Source organism: Flagellimonas eckloniae (assembly GCF_001413955.1).
In the GTDB taxonomy this organism is placed as follows: Bacteria; Bacteroidota; Bacteroidia; order Flavobacteriales; family Flavobacteriaceae; genus Flagellimonas; species Flagellimonas eckloniae.
Window position 1 is genome coordinate 3657401 of sequence record NZ_LCTZ01000002.1, and the last position, 17484, is coordinate 3674884.

The window sequence follows — 17484 nt, forward strand, 5'->3', positions numbered from 1 at the left end:
AAATCATGAAAAAAAATAAAATTGTTTTACTGATAATATCCATGATGGTCTTCGGATTTTCATGTGAAGACGATGGAGGAACTTCTCAGTTAGGGTTGGAAGATGGAGCTGTACCCAATATGGTCAACTCTGCCACAGGCCCGGCTTTTATAGATTTGATTGACGTGACCAATGGAGAAAATGTTACCGTTCAATTCAATGCTTCAGTTGCTCAGGGAGACCCAGCTTCTGCCAATTTAATTGGGGTTTATACTTCTTTTTCCGGTGATGTATACTATGCGGTGCTGGAAGAGAATATCACTTTACCACAGGATTTCTCATTGTCTGTGACTGATATTATTTCAGCTTTTCCGGAAATAACGAGTAATACGGACTTTGAAGTTGGAGATGTTTTGACCTTGACAACCCAATTTATAATGGACGATGGAAGGGTTTTAGATATTGTAAATGAAGATGGAACAAGTAATACAGGTACAAATATCCAGACAACTGTTCTTTTTAATTCTGTTGTAAATTATCCGGTGGTATGCGCATCAAGTTTAGGAGGAACGCATTCTTATGTTTCTACCAATTTTCAAGCAATTAACTCAGCAACTCCATGTCCAACTGGTGAGACTACAGGAACAGTAACATGGACTGATCAAGGTGGAGGTGTTTACTTGACTTCAGATCTTGGTTTTGGACAATATGGAACTTCATGTTGGAGTGATACCCCCGCAACTAGTGGAGGTGCCACTTTTAGTGATGTTTGTAATTTAATTGTCTCAGGAGGATTGGACCAGTATGGATTAGCTTACACTTGGGAAATTACAGAGGTTAGAGGTTCTGAGCTTTCAATATCATGGGTTAATAACTATGGAGATTCGGGAGATGTTGTAATTACTCGTGAAGGAGGAGAAGATTGGCCTGCTTTGTTTACACAGTAGGATTAAATAGTATTAAAAACAGCTTTTTGCATAGCAAAAAGCTGTTTTTTTTTAACTTTTTTTGCTGTGAAAAGGAATCATTTATATGTAACCTTATTAGTAAGTAGCTTTATTTTTTTTGGCTGCTCAGGGGATAATGGGATAAACCCACCTATTCCGGAAGAACCAAATTCTGATGAGGATTTTGTTGGAATTCCTTTGGAGAATACAATCGGAGTACTTTTAAATATAACAGATTCCTATAAAGGATATACTTTATTTACTATCCATAAAACTACATACCTTATAGATAATTGCGGACAGGTTGTAAATAAATGGATAAGTGAGTATGATAGAGGAGGCGCTTTTCATTTGTTGGAAGATGGCTCTTTATTACGTTCAGGAAAAATTGATAATCCCGATTTGCCTTACGGAGGCATTGGGGGAATTATAGAAAAGTTTGATTGGGATGGAAACTTGACTTGGCAATATACCTATTCGAGTTCTACGTATAGCCAGCACCATGGACTGTATCCATTGCCAAATGGGAATATTTTAATTTTGGCCGTCCACGTAATGAATGAGTCAGAAGCATTGAAAGCGGGAAGGAATCCTGAGAATCTTTCAGAAGGAGTACTTTACAACGAAGCTATATTGGAAATAGAACCATTGGGCAATAATGATGGCACCATTGTGTGGGAATGGAGTGCATGGGACCATTTTGTGCAGAATTTTGATAATACCAAAGATAATTTTGGAGTTGTTGCGGATAATCCCCAATTGTTGGACATTAATTTTTTAGGTACCGCTGAGGGTAATGCGGATTGGCTTCATTTTAATGCGTTAAGCTACAATGCTGATCTTGATCAAATTATTTTGGGTTCGCAAAAATTGAGTGAAATATATATTCTAGATCATTCGGTCACAACCCAGGAGGCCAAAGGTGGTTCGGGAGGAAATAGTGGAATGGGCGGCGATTTTTTATACCGATGGGGAAATCCAGCGGCCTATGGACATGGTAACGTGGAAGATCAGCAATTTTTTGGACAGCATAATCCACATTGGATATCAGGCAATTTTCCAGATGGAAATAAGATACTCGTTTTCAACAATGGTCTCGGTAGGGACATTTCCTATTCTTCAGTTGAAATTATAGAACCAACAATGGCCGGGACGTATAATTATGAATACAATCTGGGAGAGCCATACGCTCCCGCACAACCAGAATGGTCATATACAGCACCAAATGACCCTACGTCATTTTATTCAAGAATATTGTCAAGTGCACAACGCTTACCAAATGGTAATACATTGATATGTGAGGGTACATCTGGCACTTTTTTTGAAATAAACGAAGCCGATGAAACCGTATGGAAGTATATAAATCCAGTAACGTCGCAAGGTGAAGTTTTAACACAAGGGGATGATCCTATATCCAATGTGTTTCAGGTTATTAGATATGACCCAGAATACCCAGGATTGTTGGGTAAAGACCTAAATCCATCCAATCCAATTGAAAAAGGTTTTAATATTGGGGATTGTAAATAGGTCTGTTTTTCTCTTTTAAACTTCATTTCATCCAATTATTAATTTTAAAAATGGAATTTCACTTAAATTTGCTGTTTTGAATCATACATAGAAATGATAGCCACAATTTGCAGAAAAGCCCATTTTAATGCAGCCCATAGACTGCACAACCCCAAATGGAGCAATGAAAAGAATAGAGAGGTTTTTGGAAAATGCAATAGTCCAAATTATCATGGACATAATTTTGATTTGGAAGTAAGAATAAGAGGTGAAGTAAACCCGGATACAGGTTTTGTGATGGATTTGGCCGTTTTGGGAACTCTTATCGAAGAAGAAATTGAAGACCGGTTCGATCATAAGAACCTAAACACGGATTGTCCGGAATTTGAAGGATTGTTGCCTTCTACAGAACATTTTGTGAAAGTCATTTATGATATTTTGAAACCAAAATTGGGAAAAGAGCAACTATTGCATATTTCGTTGCATGAAACCCAGAAGAATTCGGCAGAATATGGAGATTGGTGACAATTTTACGATATTGCAGCCCTTTTATGGGATATTAGCTCAGTTGGTTTAGAGCGCTGCCTTGACAGGGCAGAGGTCACTGGTTCGAATCCAGTATATCCCACATTTCCCTTATAACAAATCCAAGACTCGTTCCAATGCCATACCTCGTGACCCTTTAATCAAAAGGTTTCCGGTTTTTAATGGATTTTCTTCAAGATGTTTTCTAAAATCGTCAAAAGACTTGAATTTTTTAAATGAAGTTTCAGTGTTGAAGAAGTTCTCACCTACAAAAAACGCATGGGTAAACCCTTTGTTTCTTGCCAAGTTTACTATTGATTGGTGTTCTTTTTCGGCATCTTGTCCAAGCTCAAACATGTCGCCAAGAATAAGAGTCTTATTATCTGTTTCCATTAGCTCAAAATTCTCCAATGCAGCCTGCATACTAGTTGGATTGGCATTATAAGCATCCATAATGATACGAAATCCATTTTTAGTGATAATCTGGGAACGGTTGTTTTGGGGTTGATACTTCTCAATTGCAATTTTTATTTCTGATAAGGGTACATTAAAGTATTTCCCCATAAGTACTGCAGCACAGCAATTTGAAAAATTATACTTGCCGATCAATTGTGTTTCAATCCTCATATTTTCCATTTCAAGAACCACAAAAGGGTTGGCAGACACAAAACTGATAGTATAATACTGATGATTTTCTTGGCTGTAACCAGACTTGTTAATGTACGAACCCAATTTTTCCTGTTGTATAGGGTCATCTGCATTTAAAAAAACGTATTTGTTATTCGGAATTAGATAATCATACAGCTCACTTTTTCCTTTGATTACACCTTCAACACCACCAAAGCCTTCTAAATGGGCTTTTCCAAAGTTGGTGATATAACCAAAATCTGGTTGTGCTATACTGCTTAAGAATGCTATTTCCCCTTGATGGTTCGCACCCATTTCAACAATGGCTATCTCAGTTTCCGGTTTTATGGATAACAGGGTTAGGGGTACTCCTATATGATTGTTTAAATTTCCTTTTGTTGCAATGGTCTTATACTTACGCGAAAGAACTTGACTGATCAATTCTTTTGTGGTGGTTTTGCCATTGCTTCCAGTCAATGAAATAACTCTTGCAGTATTTTTATTCCGGTGGAATGTGGCAAGCTTTTGAAGGGTTTCCAAAACATCATCAACCAAGATACACCTTTCAGAAGTGGAATGTTCTTCTTCATCAACTATAGCATATGATGCACCTTTTTTTAGAGCAGCTTTAGCAAATTTGTTGCCATTGAAGTTGGGACCTTTTAATGCAAAGAATATACAGTCTTTCGTTATTTTACGTGTATCTGTGCAAATTGAGGGGTACTGTAAAAACAGTACGTGAAGTTCTTCCAATGTCATAATTCGAAGATAAAAAAAAGCCCTGATTTTAATCAGGGCTTTTATGAAATATCTTTCCGGATGCTCTATTTAGCTTTTTTGTGTCTTACAGTTTTGTTCTTTGTTTTGGACTTAGAACCAACTCTGGACATCGCACATCTGAATCCAACATCATCTGTTGCCATGTATTGCGGTAGGTATCTACGCTGCGCTGGATCTAGCCAAAATGCTCTATCTCTCCAGGAACCTCCCTTATAAACACGTACTTCATCATTAATCAAAGAAGTTCTGTAGTTGGAAGTGTCATACTGACGAAGAATCTTACCTGTAGAATCACGCTCAACCTTATGCTTTGGCGAGTCGTACATTTTTCTATTGTCATTCTCATCACTAAATCTTTCAAAAAATCTGGAAGAACCTGGATCACCATCTCGGTAACCTCTATTATCACTAGAAGAGAAGTTTGTTCTCAAATAGGTTTCTTCTTCGGTAACTGGTACCATTTCAATCTCACCTGGAAGATTTAAGGCAACGATTTTCCCATTCGGCAGTGTGTCATAGACTATATCATCACGTAAAACTTTTACTTTACCATCTTCATCGATAGCCTTTTTAAGGAATATATTTCCTCGGTAATAGTTGAAATCACTTATTTCATCATCAACAATTGGGCGATAAACATCGGCTACCCATTCAGATACATTACCTGCCATGTCATAAAGACCAAAATCGTTTGATTTATACGATTTTACTTCAGCCGTGATGTCGGCTCCATCATCAGACCAACCGGCAATTCCACCATAGTCACCTTTGGCTTGCTTAAAGTTGGCCAATTGGTCTCCACGACCTACACGCTGTCCATTTCTGGTATAATCACCTTCCCATGGATATTTTTTTCTACCTCTATAGTTATTGTATTCTCTGGAACCAATGAGTGCCTGAGCTGCATATTCCCATTCTGTTTCAGTTGGAAGTCTGTATTCTGGCATAATGATGCCACTACTTCTTTTTGCAAACGTATTAATGGAATCACGCTTTTGTTTTCCTTGTAAAGAATCTATTTGACCCCCGTAAACTGATTCTGGGTTGTTCAAATAGGCTTCAGTACTAAAAGTACCGCCAATTTCACCATTCAATACTTTATATTTTGCATCTTGGGCCAAGTATCCTTCTTTTTCCAACATGGCTTCATTAACTCTATCAGTTCTCCACTCCGCATACTGTGAGGCTTGCACCCAGTTAACACCTACAACAGGATATTCCGCATAAGCAGGGTGTCTTAAGTAGCTATTGGTCATGGTCTCATTGAAGCCCAATCTGTTTCTCCAAACCAAGGTATCTGGCAATGCTCCGTTATAAATATTTTTATAGTTTGGATTTTCTGGTGGATATACCGCTTTCAGATAATCCAAATATTCCAAATACATTACATTGGTCACCTCAGTTTCATCCATATAGAATGATTGCACATGCTGTTGCGTGGGTGTGTTGTTCCAATCATGCATAATGTCATCTTGAACTTTACCTTTGGTAAATGTTCCCCCTTCAATAAAAACAGTTCCAGGAGGAGTTACTTGTTCCTTGAAATCTGAATTATATTGAAAACCACCTTCTTTTGCATTAATCTTCCATCCTGTGGCTCTTGATACATTTTTGGAAGAAGAAGATGAGGAATTTTTACAACTGGAAAAACCTCCAACAACTACTGCGAAAGAAAGTACAACTTTTATAAAGTGTTTTTTCATAATTTGGGCTTGAGTACTTTAAAACTTAGGGTTTCATCCCTAGCTACTTTAACTTGATTTGATTTATTAAAACCTGTAATGGCAATAAAACGACGTTTTGGCCATAATATTTTGTCTCTGGAAAATAATTATTGCAACCATTGAACAAACATCTGATAGAATTTAAACGCCACAGGTTTAAAAATAGTATGGTGCAATTGAGGTTTTAACGGTTTTATGGCCTTCTTGAAGTAATAATCTCGTCAAACTTTAAATGTTCCTTTAAATTTGTTTAAAAAAACAGAGTTCTTTTATAAGAATTTATGGAAAAGCTCGTTTACATGTAATACATCTAATAGATATTTTAGATTATAATGACCTTAACATTCACTAAACGCTAAATGCATAAAATGAAAAAGTTACTGATATTGGTAGTGATTCTTGGCATAACCCCTTTTGCAAGAGCACAACAAGAAAGAGTAATTACTACAGCTGTTCCATTTCTAACTATTGCAGCAGATGCCAGGGCATCTGGTATGGGAGATATGGGAGTTGCCACTTCCGTTGATGCTTTCTCACAACAGTGGAATCCGGCAAAATTCGCTTTCGCCAACCAAAAAACTGGAGTAGGGATAAGTTATACACCATATTTGGAAAGCATTGTTAATGATGTTTCCCTGTTAAACGCAAATTTTTATAATAAGATTAATGATCGAAGCGCATTTGCAGTGAGCCTTCGCTATTTTGGTTTAGGAGAAATTGAACTCCGTCAGACAATAGATGAGGATGCTACTTTGGTGAAGCCCAATGAATTTGCTATCGATGGATCCTATTCGTTAAAGTTAAGCCAAACTTTTTCCATGGCTGTAGGTGGTAGGTTTATAAGTTCAAATCTTAGATTCCAAGACGGCGCTCAGGATTCACAGGCTGCAAATGCTTTTGCAGTGGATATTTCAGGTTTTTATCGATCTAGAGAGATTGCTTATAATAGTTTTGATGGTCGTTGGAGAGCTGGATTCAATGTTTCCAATCTTGGAGGCAAAATTCAATATGACGAAGGTGGTCAGGAAAACTTCTTGCCAACGAATCTTAAGTTTGGTGCTGGGTTTGATTTCATACTGGATCAAGACAACGTTATTGGTCTTCATACAGAATTTAACAAGTTATTGGTGCCAACCCCTAGAGATTTTACGGGAGATGGGCAGATTACAGCCGAGGATAATGATGAATATCAACAAATAGGTTTCTTCAGTGGTGTTTTTGAATCTTTTGGAGATGCTCCTGATGGTTTTGGAGAAGAACTAAAAGAAATTACTTGGGCACTTGGGGCAGAATATAAGTATCAAGAAGCATTTATGCTTAGGGCAGGGTATTTCAACGAAAACGAGGAAAAAGGAGCAAGGCAATTCTTTACGTTGGGCGCAGGATTCAAGTTTAAAGCGGCTCAAATAGATTTATCTTATTTATTCTCAACTTCACAAGTTAGAAACCCATTGGAAAATACATTGCGTTTCTCCCTTACCTTCAACTTTGGTGAGGAGTATGTGAATGACTAAACAAAAACAATAAAATCATAAGAAAACCTGTCCATCGACAGGTTTTCTTATTTTTGGTCAATACCTAACACAGAATCAGAATGAAGAAACAACATATTGGTTTTGAGCTTTCCATTTATGAGAATGATGAAGATCTGTCACGAAACGAACAAAAATTGTTAAGTGATGCGGAAAAAGCTAGGGAGAATGCCTATGCACCTTATTCAAATTTTAAGGTAGGAGCGGCTGTCTTATTGGAAAATGGAGAAACGGTTATTGGTAATAATCAGGAGAATTCATCGTATCCATCAGGGCTTTGTGCAGAACGTGTAGCCATATTTCAGGCTGGAGCAAAATATCCTGGTATTCCTATCAAAACCATTGCTATTAGTGCAACTTCAAAGGATTATGTGGTCGATACCCCTGCAGGTCCATGTGGCAATTGCAGGCAATCTATTATTGAGTATGAGCAAAAACAAAAAGCGCCTGTTTCATTGTTACTTCGTGGCCAAATAGGACCAATATATAAGTGTGATTCCGTTGCTGATATTTTACCACTGGCATTTAGCAGTTCATTTTTGAGCGATTCTTAAACCAAATGTTTTTACAAAACAGATATATATGTATTTTTGCTGTTCTTCAACGCTGAAGAATTTCATATAATATAACCGTTAATGAAAAAAATCACCAAAGAGGTTTACCTAAAATGGTACGAAGACATGTTGTTCTGGAGAAAGTTCGAGGACAAACTTGCTGCAGTTTATATTCAACAAAAAGTTAGAGGTTTTCTACATCTATATAATGGTCAGGAAGCTGTTCTGGCGGGCTCATTACATGCAATGGATTTGACCAAGGATAGAATGATAACTGCATACAGGAACCATGTGCAACCAATTGGCATGGGGGTAGACCCAAAAAGGGTAATGGCCGAGCTTTTTGGAAAAGTAACGGGTACCTCCAAAGGTATGGGTGGTTCTATGCATATTTTTTCCAAAGAACACCGTTTTTATGGAGGGCATGGAATTGTTGGAGGACAGATTCCTCTGGGAGCTGGATTGGCCTTTGCGGACAAATACTTTAAAAGAGATAATGTTACCCTATGTTATATGGGTGATGGTGCGGTTCGCCAAGGTTCTTTGCATGAAGCTTTCAACTTGGCAATGCTTTGGCAATTGCCTGTAGTCTTTATTTGTGAAAATAACGGATACGCTATGGGAACCTCAGTAGCAAGAACGTCATATTCCACCGAAATATGGAAACTGGGACTAGGATATGAAATGCCTTGTGGCCCTGTTGATGGTATGGACCCTACCATTGTTGCCAAAGAAGTTGATAAAGCCATAGAACGGGCTCGCTCTGGAGGAGGACCTACTTTCCTAGAGATGAAGACCTATCGTTACCGTGGACATTCCATGTCAGATGCGCAACATTATCGAACAAAAGAAGAGGTTGAAGAATATAAGAAAATAGACCCAATCACTCAGGTTAAAGATGTGATTTTTGAAAAGGGATATGCATCTGAGGATGAGATCAAGGAGGTCGATAAAAGGGTAAAAAGTTTGGTATCGGAATGTGAGAAGTTTGCTGAAGAATCAGATTTCCCCCCAGTTCAACAACTATATGACACGGTTTACGAACAAGAAGATTATCCATTTTTACAACATAAATTATAAGTAGATGGCAGAAGTAATCAATATGCCTAGATTGAGCGATACTATGGAGGAAGGTACCGTGGCTAAATGGCTCAAAAAAGTGGGAGACAAGGTTGAAGAAGGAGATATTTTGGCCGAGATTGAAACAGATAAGGCCACTATGGAATTTGAGTCCTTCCATGAAGGTACATTACTTCACATAGGAATTGAAGAAGGAGATGGAGCTCCAGTAGATTCGCTTTTGGCGATTATTGGCGAAGATGGTGAAGATATTTCTGGTTTATTGAGTGGTAGTGGAGATTCTGCGACCTCAGAAGCACCTGCCACCGAAAGTACTCCGGAAGCTATTGCTACTTCTACTTCAGAAGCAACACCTACGGCTGATATTCCCGAAGGAGTGGAAGTCATTGCCATGCCCAGATTGAGCGATACCATGGAAGAAGGTACTGTGGCAACATGGCTTAAAAAAGTGGGAGATACGGTAGAAGAAGGGGATATTTTGGCCGAGATTGAAACAGATAAAGCTACCATGGAATTTGAATCCTTCTATTCAGGTACCTTGCTGCACATCGGAATTCAAGAAGGAGAATCAGCTCCTGTAGATGAGGTTTTGGCCGTTATTGGCCCAGAAGGAACAGATGTCAATGCCGTTTTAAATGCTTCTTCAGGTTCAAGCCCGGTTGAAAGCGCTCCAAAAGCTGAGGTTCAGACAGCTGCACCAGCGGTTCAGGAAGCTCCGGTACAAGCAACTACTTCCCAAAATGGACGTATTCTAGCTTCGCCTTTGGCAAAGAAAATTGCCAGTGACAAAGGAATTAACTTAGCAGAAGTAAGTGGGTCAGGTGATCATGGTCGAATTGTAAAGCGAGATGTCGAGAATTTCCAACCTTCACAAGTATCGGCTCCAACTGCTGAAAAAGTAGAAACTTCCGCTACCCCGATAGCTCCTATCAACTTGCCCGTTGGTGAGGAAAGTCAGGAAGAAGTGAAAAACTCTTCCATGCGAAAAGCAATCACCAAACATTTGGGCGCTTCTAAATTCAGTGCTCCACATTTCTACTTGACAATTGAAGTGGATATGGACAACGCTAAGGCATCAAGGGTGCAGATAAATAGTCTGCCAGATACCAAAGTATCTTTTAATGATATGGTATTAAAAGCTTGTGCAATGGCATTGAAAAAGCATCCACAAGTAAATACAACATGGACAGATGAAGCTACCATATACAAACATCATATCCATATGGGTGTTGCTGTTGCGGTAGATGAAGGTTTGGTTGTTCCTGTTATAAAATTTGCAGACCAACTAAGTTTGACGCAAATAGGTGCTTCAGTGAAGGACTTGGCAGGAAGAGCACGAAACAAGAAAGTAAAACCAGATGAAATGGAAGGTAGTACTTTTACGGTATCCAACCTTGGAATGTTTGGAATTCAAGAATTCACATCCATCATCAATAAACCAAATTCAGCTATTTTATCCGTAGGAGCAATAGTTGAAAAGCCAGTGGTTAAAAATGGCGAAATTGTTGTGGGTAATACAATGAAAGTAACCTTGGCATGTGACCATAGAACGGTTGATGGTGCAGTAGGTGCTCAATTTTTGCAAACACTAAGGGCTTATTTAGAAAACCCGGTTACCATGTTGGCATAATAGGATAAGAGAAGAATACAATATGAAAGCATCCTTTTTAGGATGCTTTTTTTATCTTTAAAAGATTATAAAATAAAAATATGAAAAAAGTTTTATGTGTTTTTGCAATTGGGCTATTGGCCAGCTGCGGGTCAACACAAATGCGGGAAACAACAACGGTTCCAACGCAGACAACAGTGTCAGGTCCAGAAGGTGTAAAAGGCAGCATTGCAGATGAAGCAATGGATGCGAAAGCTTCTGGTAGCTCCTTGAAAATGTTTACAAATCCGGAACGGGTGGGTGAAATCATGAATTATCTAGCTTCGGATGATTTAAAAGGAAGAGATTCTGGAAGTGAAGGTATTGAAATGGCCGCAACATATATTGAAAACTACTTTAAGTCATATGGCATTACCCCATATTTTGAATCGTATCGGGATACACTGTCCAATTACAAAAAGACGTCTTATAATGTTGTTGGGATTGTTGAAGGAAATGATCCTGTTTTGAAGAATGAATATATCGTAATTGGCGCCCACTATGATCATATAGGGATAATTACCATTGATAAAGGAGATGCGATTGCAAACGGGGCGAACGACAATGCTTCTGGAACCACAACAGTAATGGAATTGGCAAGATACTTTGGAACAGAAAAAACGAACAAGAGAAGCTTGATATTTGCCTTGTTCAGCGCAGAAGAAAAAGGATTGTTGGGTTCAAAACATTTGGCCAAAAAGCTCAAAGCAAAGGACTTAAACCTATATGCCATGTTGAATTTTGAAATGACAGGGGTTCCATTACAAGGAAAGGACTATTTTGTTTATGTAACCGGTTACAAAAAATCCAACTTGGCCGCAGTAAATAACGAGTATGCTAAGGAGAATTTAGTAGGATATTTACCAACAGCAAGTGAATACAATCTTTTCCAGAGATCGGACAATTATCCGTTTTACCAAGAATTTGGGGTGCCATCTCATACCTATTGTACCTTTGATTTCACCAACTTTGACCATTATCATAAAGTAGGAGATGAAAATGATATAATGGATTTTGACCATATGGCAACTTTGGTAAATAAAATGCTACCTGTGTTGGAGGGAATTTCCAATGCACCGACCCAAGAAATTAAAATTCATTAACATAAGACCACCCCAAGCTTAGTTGAGGGGGTTTCTCTATGGCGAATATTATTATCACGGGAACAAGTAGAGGTATAGGGTTTGAACTCGTAAAGCTCTTTTCCCAAGAAGGACATCAGGTTTTGGCATTATCTCGTAATGAAAATCCTATAAAGGAATTGAAGTTGTCCAATGTACATTCTTTTTCTTTTGATTTGGCAAACCCAAAAGACTTTAAAAGAATCACGAATTTTCTTAAGGATTGGGATAAAGTGGATGTCCTTATCAATAATGCTGGGAGTCTATTGAACAAGCCATTTTTGGAAACTTCCCAAGAAGAATTTGAAGCAGTTTACAAAGTAAATGTGTTTGGAGTGGCTGAAATGACCAAGACCGCACTCCCAAAAATGGACAAGGATGGACATGTGGTAACCATTAGTTCAATGGGTGGAGTACAGGGAAGTATTAAATTTCCAGGACTTTCGGCATATAGTTCCAGTAAAGGTGCCGTAATTACCCTTACAGAGCTATGGGCGGAAGAATTTAAAGAGACAGGCCCCAGTTTTAATGTGCTGGCATTGGGAGCGGTACAGACGGAAATGTTGGCTGAGGCCTTTCCAGGTTACGAAGCACCAGTAACAGCAAAAGAAATGGCAACTTATATTAAAGATTTTTCATTAACAGGTCAAGAATTGTATAACGGAAAGTTGTTGCAAGTAAGTAATAGTACTCCATAGAATAATCTTAATTTAGTTCTGTGAGCACCACGTTGCAAAAATATTTACCAGAACGTGCAGTTGAACCATGCCTTAGTTTGATAGAACATAATGGTGTGCATTTAAAAATTGTAAATCATAGGGTAACACGTCATGGCGATTACAGGAGGATGCCCAATGGCTTGCATCAAATAACTGTAAATGCGTCCCTGAATAAATATCGTTTTTTAATTACGTTGGTGCATGAGATTGCCCATTTAGTTGCTTTTGAAAAATATGGTCGTCGTATTAAACCTCATGGATTGGAATGGAAACGCACTTTTCAACATTTAATGATTCCTTTTATCAGGCCGGAGGTGTTCCCTTCCCAGTTGCTTCCCATCATTGCGAATCATTTTAAAAATCCAAAAGCAAGTAGCAGTACAGATGCTCGCCTATCCATAGCACTAAAGACTTTTGATTCCGAAGAAAGAAAGAACAGTTATGTCTATGAATTGCCAATAGGTAGCAAGTTTCGTTTGTATAACGGGAAACTTTTCCAAAAAGGAAAAAAGCGAATAAAACGATTTGAATGTACGGAATTGGCCACTGGAAAAGTATATTTGTTTCAACCTAATGCTGAAGTTGAATTAATAAGTTAAGAGGACGTTGTTGGTGCGGAAATAGAGTGCACCAAGTTTTCGATTGTGCTCGACTAGATAAAACATTGATAAGATGAACAAAAATTATTACGCAATATTAATGGCCGGAGGTGTCGGTTCCCGATTTTGGCCTGTTAGCACTTCTTCCTATCCCAAGCAGTTTCATGATATGTTGGGAACTGGAAAAACCTTGATTCAAAAAACATTTGATAGACTCAATAAATTCATTCCAACAGAAAATATTTTGATTCTTACCAATGAACGGTATAACGATTTGGTCTTGGAGCAATTACCCCAAGTGAGTCAAGAACAAGTGGTCTTGGAGCCGGCGATGCGAAATACAGCGCCTTGTATTTTATATGCCTCCTTAAAGATTCAAAAAATGAACCCCAATGCAGTCATGATTGTGGCACCAAGCGACCATTGGATTGAGGACGAAAAAGCATTTGAAAATGATGTAAAAGCCTGTTTTGATAAATGTGAAAGCGAAGACGTGTTGTGTACGTTGGGAATTCAGCCAACCTTTCCCAACACAGGTTTTGGGTATATCGAATTTGAAAAAGGAAGTGACCAAGCTCTAAAAAAGGTGTCTCAATTTAGAGAAAAACCGGATTATGAAACAGCCAAAGAATTTTTGGCGCAAGGTAATTTTCTTTGGAATGCAGGAATTTTTATGTGGGGTGTAAACACAATTGTAAACGCGTTCAAGAACTATCAACCAGACCAGTTTGATTTGTTTCAAAATGGCGTTTCTTGCTATAATACTGCTGATGAAGAGTCTTTTATAAAGGAAAACTATCCAAAGGCCGAAAACATTTCAATAGATTACGCTATATTGGAGCAATCCAAATCTATATATACTTTACCTGCTACTTTTGATTGGAACGATTTAGGGACTTGGGGCGCACTGTATGATAAGCTTGATAAGGATGAAGAGCAGAATGCTGTTGTAAATAGCAAAACGGTACTTCAAGGCGCTAAAGGAAATATGATTCGATCTCCAAAAGGAAAGATTGTAGTTGTTGATGGGTTAGAAGATTATATTATTGTGGATAAAGAGGAAGTTTTACTGATTTATCCAAAATCGAAGCAGCAAGACATTAAAAAAGTGCTAGGTCTGGTAAAGGAAAGGTTTGGTGATCAGCACGCATAATTATGAGTGAACATTTATTTGGAGGGGAGCAAACCCCAAATCAAGATAGTGGGGAAGACGTAAAAAAGGATTTTAAGGGGCTTTTGGGAAGTGTACGTAAGTTTCTTTCTGAACTCTTGGAGATTCGAACCAATACAGATGCCGCTGCTACAAAAGAATCCATAATAGCCGATATTCCGTTTAAAGGACATACGTCTTGGATTCTTATTTGCTCCATTTTTATTGCCTCCATAGGTCTTAATGCCAATTCCACAGCAGTTGTTATTGGAGCCATGTTAATATCCCCTTTAATGGGTCCCATTTTGGGAATGGGTCTTTCATTGGCAATTAATGATATTGATACATTACGTAGATCGCTCAAGAATTTTACCGTAATGGTGGTTTTAAGTGTAATTACTGCCTTTTTGTTTTTCTATCTGTTTCCATTGCGAGATGAGTCTTCTGAGCTTTTGGCGCGCACGAAACCTGATATTAGAGACGTGTTGATTGCATTTTTTGGTGGACTTTCTTTGGTAATAGCTCGAGCTAAAAAGGGTACAATTGCCAGTGTTATTTTTGGAGTTGCAATTGCCACGGCACTTATGCCACCGCTTTGTACCGTAGGTTTTGGCTTGGCAATAGGAAAATTGGAGTATGCCTGGGGCGCAATGTATTTGTTCATCATCAATACCATGTTTATTGGTTTGGCGACCTTTTTGGTCATCAAGTTTTTACGATTCCCCATGGTGCGTTATGCCAACTCCCAACGAAGGAGGCTTATAGCCCGAGTCGCATCAATAACCGGGATTGCGGTAATGATTCCTGCGGGATTCACCTTTTATCAAGTTTTTCAGGAATCACTTTTTAAAAAACAGGCACAGGAATTTTTGAAAGATACTATTGAAGTATATCAATTCAATGAATCAGGTCGTTATGTGGACAATCTTACTAAAATTGAATTTGTAGATGATGGCACGTCGTTAATAGAATTGGTCTGTATGGGCGATGAATTGATTCCTGAGAATATCATTAATACCTGGCGAGTCCAAAAAAATGAGTTTTCTAGATTGAAAGATGCAGATTTTAGGGTTTTACAAGGAGGTAGAGACGACTCCGAAGAAAAATTCAACTATGTAAGTGAACTTTACGAGAAAAACAAAGTTGAACTTTTAAACAAGGATGAGCAAATACGTTTGTTGGAAGAGGAGGTTGCCAGTTTGACCAAGAATGCGGGAAAACAAATTCCATTTAAAAATATAAGTGACGAGGCAAAGGCCAACTATGAAAATATTGTAGGACTTGGATTCTCTTATCAAATACAAACTGATTTTAATAAGTTGGATACCGTTCCCGTCTTTGAGGTGAAATGGAAGGAAGGAATTCAAAAAAATCAAAAAGAAGCAGACACTAAAAAAATGGTTGCTTGGTTAAAACTTCGTTTGCAAGATTCAACTTTGGTGGTTAAGAAGGTTGAGTAGTCAGTCTTATTATTAATTACGCTCCTCTATATACATTTGTCGTACTTTTTTAAAGAGCTCGGAGGAATAGACAAAGTCAGTAACCGCCTTGTTGTCGGTTTTAAAAATTTCTTTGTTGGTTCCTTCCCATTCCTTGTGTCCGTTCTTTAAAAAGATGATTTTTTCTCCAATTTCCATTACTGAGTTCATATCGTGCGTATTGATAATGGTGGTAATATTATATTCTTTGGTAATTTCTTGGATTAGATTGTCTATCAAGATTGCCGTCTTGGGATCTAATCCGGAATTTGGTTCATCACAAAACAAATATTTGGGATTCATTACAATGGCACGTGCAATGGCCACCCTTTTTTGCATCCCACCAGATATTTCAGAAGGAAATTTTTTATGCGCATCAATTAGATTAACACGTTCTAAAACAAAATCAACACGATCTTGCATTTCAGCTTTAGATTGATTGGTGAACATATCCAGAGGGAACATCACATTACCTTCAACAGTCATAGAATCAAATAAGGCGCTTCCTTGAAATACCATTCCCATTTCTTGTCGCAAATCCCTGCGCTCACTGGTGGATAATTCAGAATAAAACTGACCGTTATAGCAAATTTGACCTTCTTCGGGTTCAAACAATCCCAAAAGACATTTTAAAAAAACGGTTTTTCCAGATCCACTTTGGCCAATGACCAAATTGGTCTTTCCGTCTTCAAAAATGGTGCTTACACCCTTAAGTATATGGGCGTCTCCAAATGATTTATGAATATTATCAACTTCTATCATTAACCTAACATTAGTTGTGTAAGGATGTAATTCAAAATAATGATGACCACACTTGTCCAAACAAATGAGGTTGTACTGGCCTTGCCTACTTCCAAAGCCCCACCTTTCATAAAAAAACCATGGTAGGATGGCACCGTTGCAATTACAAATGCAAATATTAACGTCTTTATAAAAGCATAGGTCACATGAAACGATTCAAAATCCATTTGCAATCCCTTGATAAACTCCCCACTTGGTGCATAGCCACCAAAAACGGCAGCAATCCATCCACCTAAGATACCTACATACATGGCAATGGCCACAGCAAACGGATACATTAACATGGCTATAATCTTTGGGAAAACCAAATAATTCAGTGAATTGACTCCCATCACTTCCAAAGCGTCAATCTGTTCGGTAACCCGCATTGTACCAATACTGGATGTGATATAAGAACCCACCTTACCTGCCATAATTATGGAAGTAAAAGTTGGCGCAAATTCTAAAATAACGGATTGTCTTGCTGCAAATCCAATAAGGCTTTTTGGTAAAAAGGGGCTGGTAAGGTTTAAGGCGGTCTGTATGGTAACAACCCCACCAATAAAAAAGGCGATAAATATAATAATGCCCAAAGAACCGAATATCAATTCATCGATTTCCTTTAAAATAAGGGACCTCATGATTGGCCACTTGGTTGGCTTTTTAAATACCTCCCAAACCATGATGAAGTATTTTCCAATCGCTTCAAGGTAATTCATGCACTAAAAATAAGAA

At 38.2% G+C, this 17484-nt stretch carries 16 protein-coding genes and 1 tRNA gene; 13 read left to right on the forward strand and 4 right to left on the reverse strand.

What is annotated here, in order from left to right; translation table 11 throughout:
* Positions 1-5 precede the first annotated feature (5 nt).
* The 4 genes from AAY42_RS15750 to AAY42_RS15765 all read left to right on the forward strand — a co-directional run bounded on the left by AAY42_RS15750 (position 6) and on the right by AAY42_RS15765 (position 3060).
* Complete coding sequence (locus tag AAY42_RS15750) at positions 6-926, forward strand: hypothetical protein (protein WP_055396922.1); 921 nt, start codon at positions 6-8, stop codon at positions 924-926.
* Between the two features lie 66 nt (positions 927-992).
* On the forward strand, positions 993-2453 hold the full coding sequence (locus AAY42_RS15755) for an aryl-sulfate sulfotransferase (protein WP_055396924.1): 1461 nt from the start codon (positions 993-995) through the stop codon (positions 2451-2453).
* A gap of 93 nt (positions 2454-2546) precedes the next feature.
* Positions 2547-2957, forward strand: a complete 411-nt coding sequence (locus AAY42_RS15760) for a 6-carboxytetrahydropterin synthase (RefSeq protein WP_055396926.1) — start codon at positions 2547-2549, stop codon at positions 2955-2957.
* Between the two features lie 28 nt (positions 2958-2985).
* Positions 2986-3060: transfer RNA gene (locus AAY42_RS15765), tRNA-Val, on the forward strand.
* A gap of 8 nt (positions 3061-3068) precedes the next feature.
* Here the strand turns inward: AAY42_RS15765 and AAY42_RS15770 are convergent.
* Together AAY42_RS15770 and gldJ are read right to left on the reverse strand one after the other, a co-directional pair.
* Complete coding sequence (locus AAY42_RS15770; RefSeq protein ID WP_055396928.1) at positions 3069-4343, reverse strand: UDP-N-acetylmuramoyl-tripeptide--D-alanyl-D-alanine ligase; 1275 nt, start codon at positions 4341-4343, stop codon at positions 3069-3071.
* Positions 4344-4408: 65 nt separating this feature from the next.
* The gene (gldJ, locus tag AAY42_RS15775; protein WP_055396930.1) at positions 4409-6067 is read right to left on the reverse strand and encodes a gliding motility lipoprotein GldJ; all 1659 of its coding nucleotides are present in this window, start codon (positions 6065-6067) and stop codon (positions 4409-4411) included.
* 389 nt (positions 6068-6456) lie between these two features.
* Between gldJ and porV the strand changes: the two genes are divergently transcribed.
* The 9 genes from porV (at position 6457) to AAY42_RS15820 (ending at position 15951) form a co-directional block, all read left to right on the forward strand.
* Complete coding sequence (gene porV / locus AAY42_RS15780; protein ID WP_055397992.1) at positions 6457-7602, forward strand: type IX secretion system outer membrane channel protein PorV; 1146 nt, start codon at positions 6457-6459, stop codon at positions 7600-7602.
* A gap of 80 nt (positions 7603-7682) precedes the next feature.
* On the forward strand, positions 7683-8174 hold the full coding sequence (locus tag AAY42_RS15785; RefSeq protein WP_055396932.1) for a cytidine deaminase: 492 nt from the start codon (positions 7683-7685) through the stop codon (positions 8172-8174).
* Positions 8175-8255: 81 nt separating this feature from the next.
* The gene (gene pdhA, locus AAY42_RS15790) at positions 8256-9254 is read left to right on the forward strand and encodes a pyruvate dehydrogenase (acetyl-transferring) E1 component subunit alpha (protein ID WP_055396934.1); all 999 of its coding nucleotides are present in this window, start codon (positions 8256-8258) and stop codon (positions 9252-9254) included.
* Between the two features lie 4 nt (positions 9255-9258).
* Positions 9259-10884 carry a pyruvate dehydrogenase complex dihydrolipoamide acetyltransferase gene (locus AAY42_RS15795; protein ID WP_055396936.1) on the forward strand — a complete coding sequence of 542 codons (1626 nt, stop codon included), beginning with the start codon at positions 9259-9261 and terminating at the stop codon, positions 10882-10884.
* 80 nt (positions 10885-10964) lie between these two features.
* Complete coding sequence (locus AAY42_RS15800) at positions 10965-12005, forward strand: M28 family metallopeptidase (protein ID WP_055396938.1); 1041 nt, start codon at positions 10965-10967, stop codon at positions 12003-12005.
* A 38-nt stretch (positions 12006-12043) separates the two neighbouring features.
* Positions 12044-12721: an SDR family NAD(P)-dependent oxidoreductase gene (locus tag AAY42_RS15805; RefSeq protein WP_055396940.1), complete on the forward strand. Its 678-nt coding sequence runs from the start codon at positions 12044-12046 to the stop codon at positions 12719-12721.
* Positions 12722-12741: 20 nt separating this feature from the next.
* Positions 12742-13341: a SprT-like domain-containing protein gene (locus tag AAY42_RS15810; RefSeq protein ID WP_055396942.1), complete on the forward strand. Its 600-nt coding sequence runs from the start codon at positions 12742-12744 to the stop codon at positions 13339-13341.
* A gap of 73 nt (positions 13342-13414) precedes the next feature.
* Positions 13415-14494 (forward strand): mannose-1-phosphate guanylyltransferase, encoded by a 1080-nt coding sequence (locus AAY42_RS15815; RefSeq protein ID WP_055396945.1) that lies wholly within the window; start codon positions 13415-13417, stop codon positions 14492-14494.
* A 2-nt stretch (positions 14495-14496) separates the two neighbouring features.
* A complete protein-coding gene (locus tag AAY42_RS15820; RefSeq protein WP_055396947.1) occupies positions 14497-15951 on the forward strand; it encodes a DUF389 domain-containing protein in 1455 nt (484 codons plus the stop codon).
* A 12-nt stretch (positions 15952-15963) separates the two neighbouring features.
* Here AAY42_RS15820 and AAY42_RS15825 read toward each other — a convergent pair whose 3' ends face one another.
* Both AAY42_RS15825 and AAY42_RS15830 read right to left on the reverse strand, forming a co-directional pair.
* Positions 15964-16731 (reverse strand): ABC transporter ATP-binding protein, encoded by a 768-nt coding sequence (locus AAY42_RS15825; protein ID WP_055396948.1) that lies wholly within the window; start codon positions 16729-16731, stop codon positions 15964-15966.
* The gene (locus tag AAY42_RS15830) at positions 16731-17468 is read right to left on the reverse strand and encodes an MlaE family ABC transporter permease (RefSeq protein ID WP_055396951.1); all 738 of its coding nucleotides are present in this window, start codon (positions 17466-17468) and stop codon (positions 16731-16733) included. The genes AAY42_RS15825 and AAY42_RS15830 overlap by 1 nt, the downstream gene beginning before the upstream one ends.
* Positions 17469-17484: the final 16 nt, after the last annotated feature.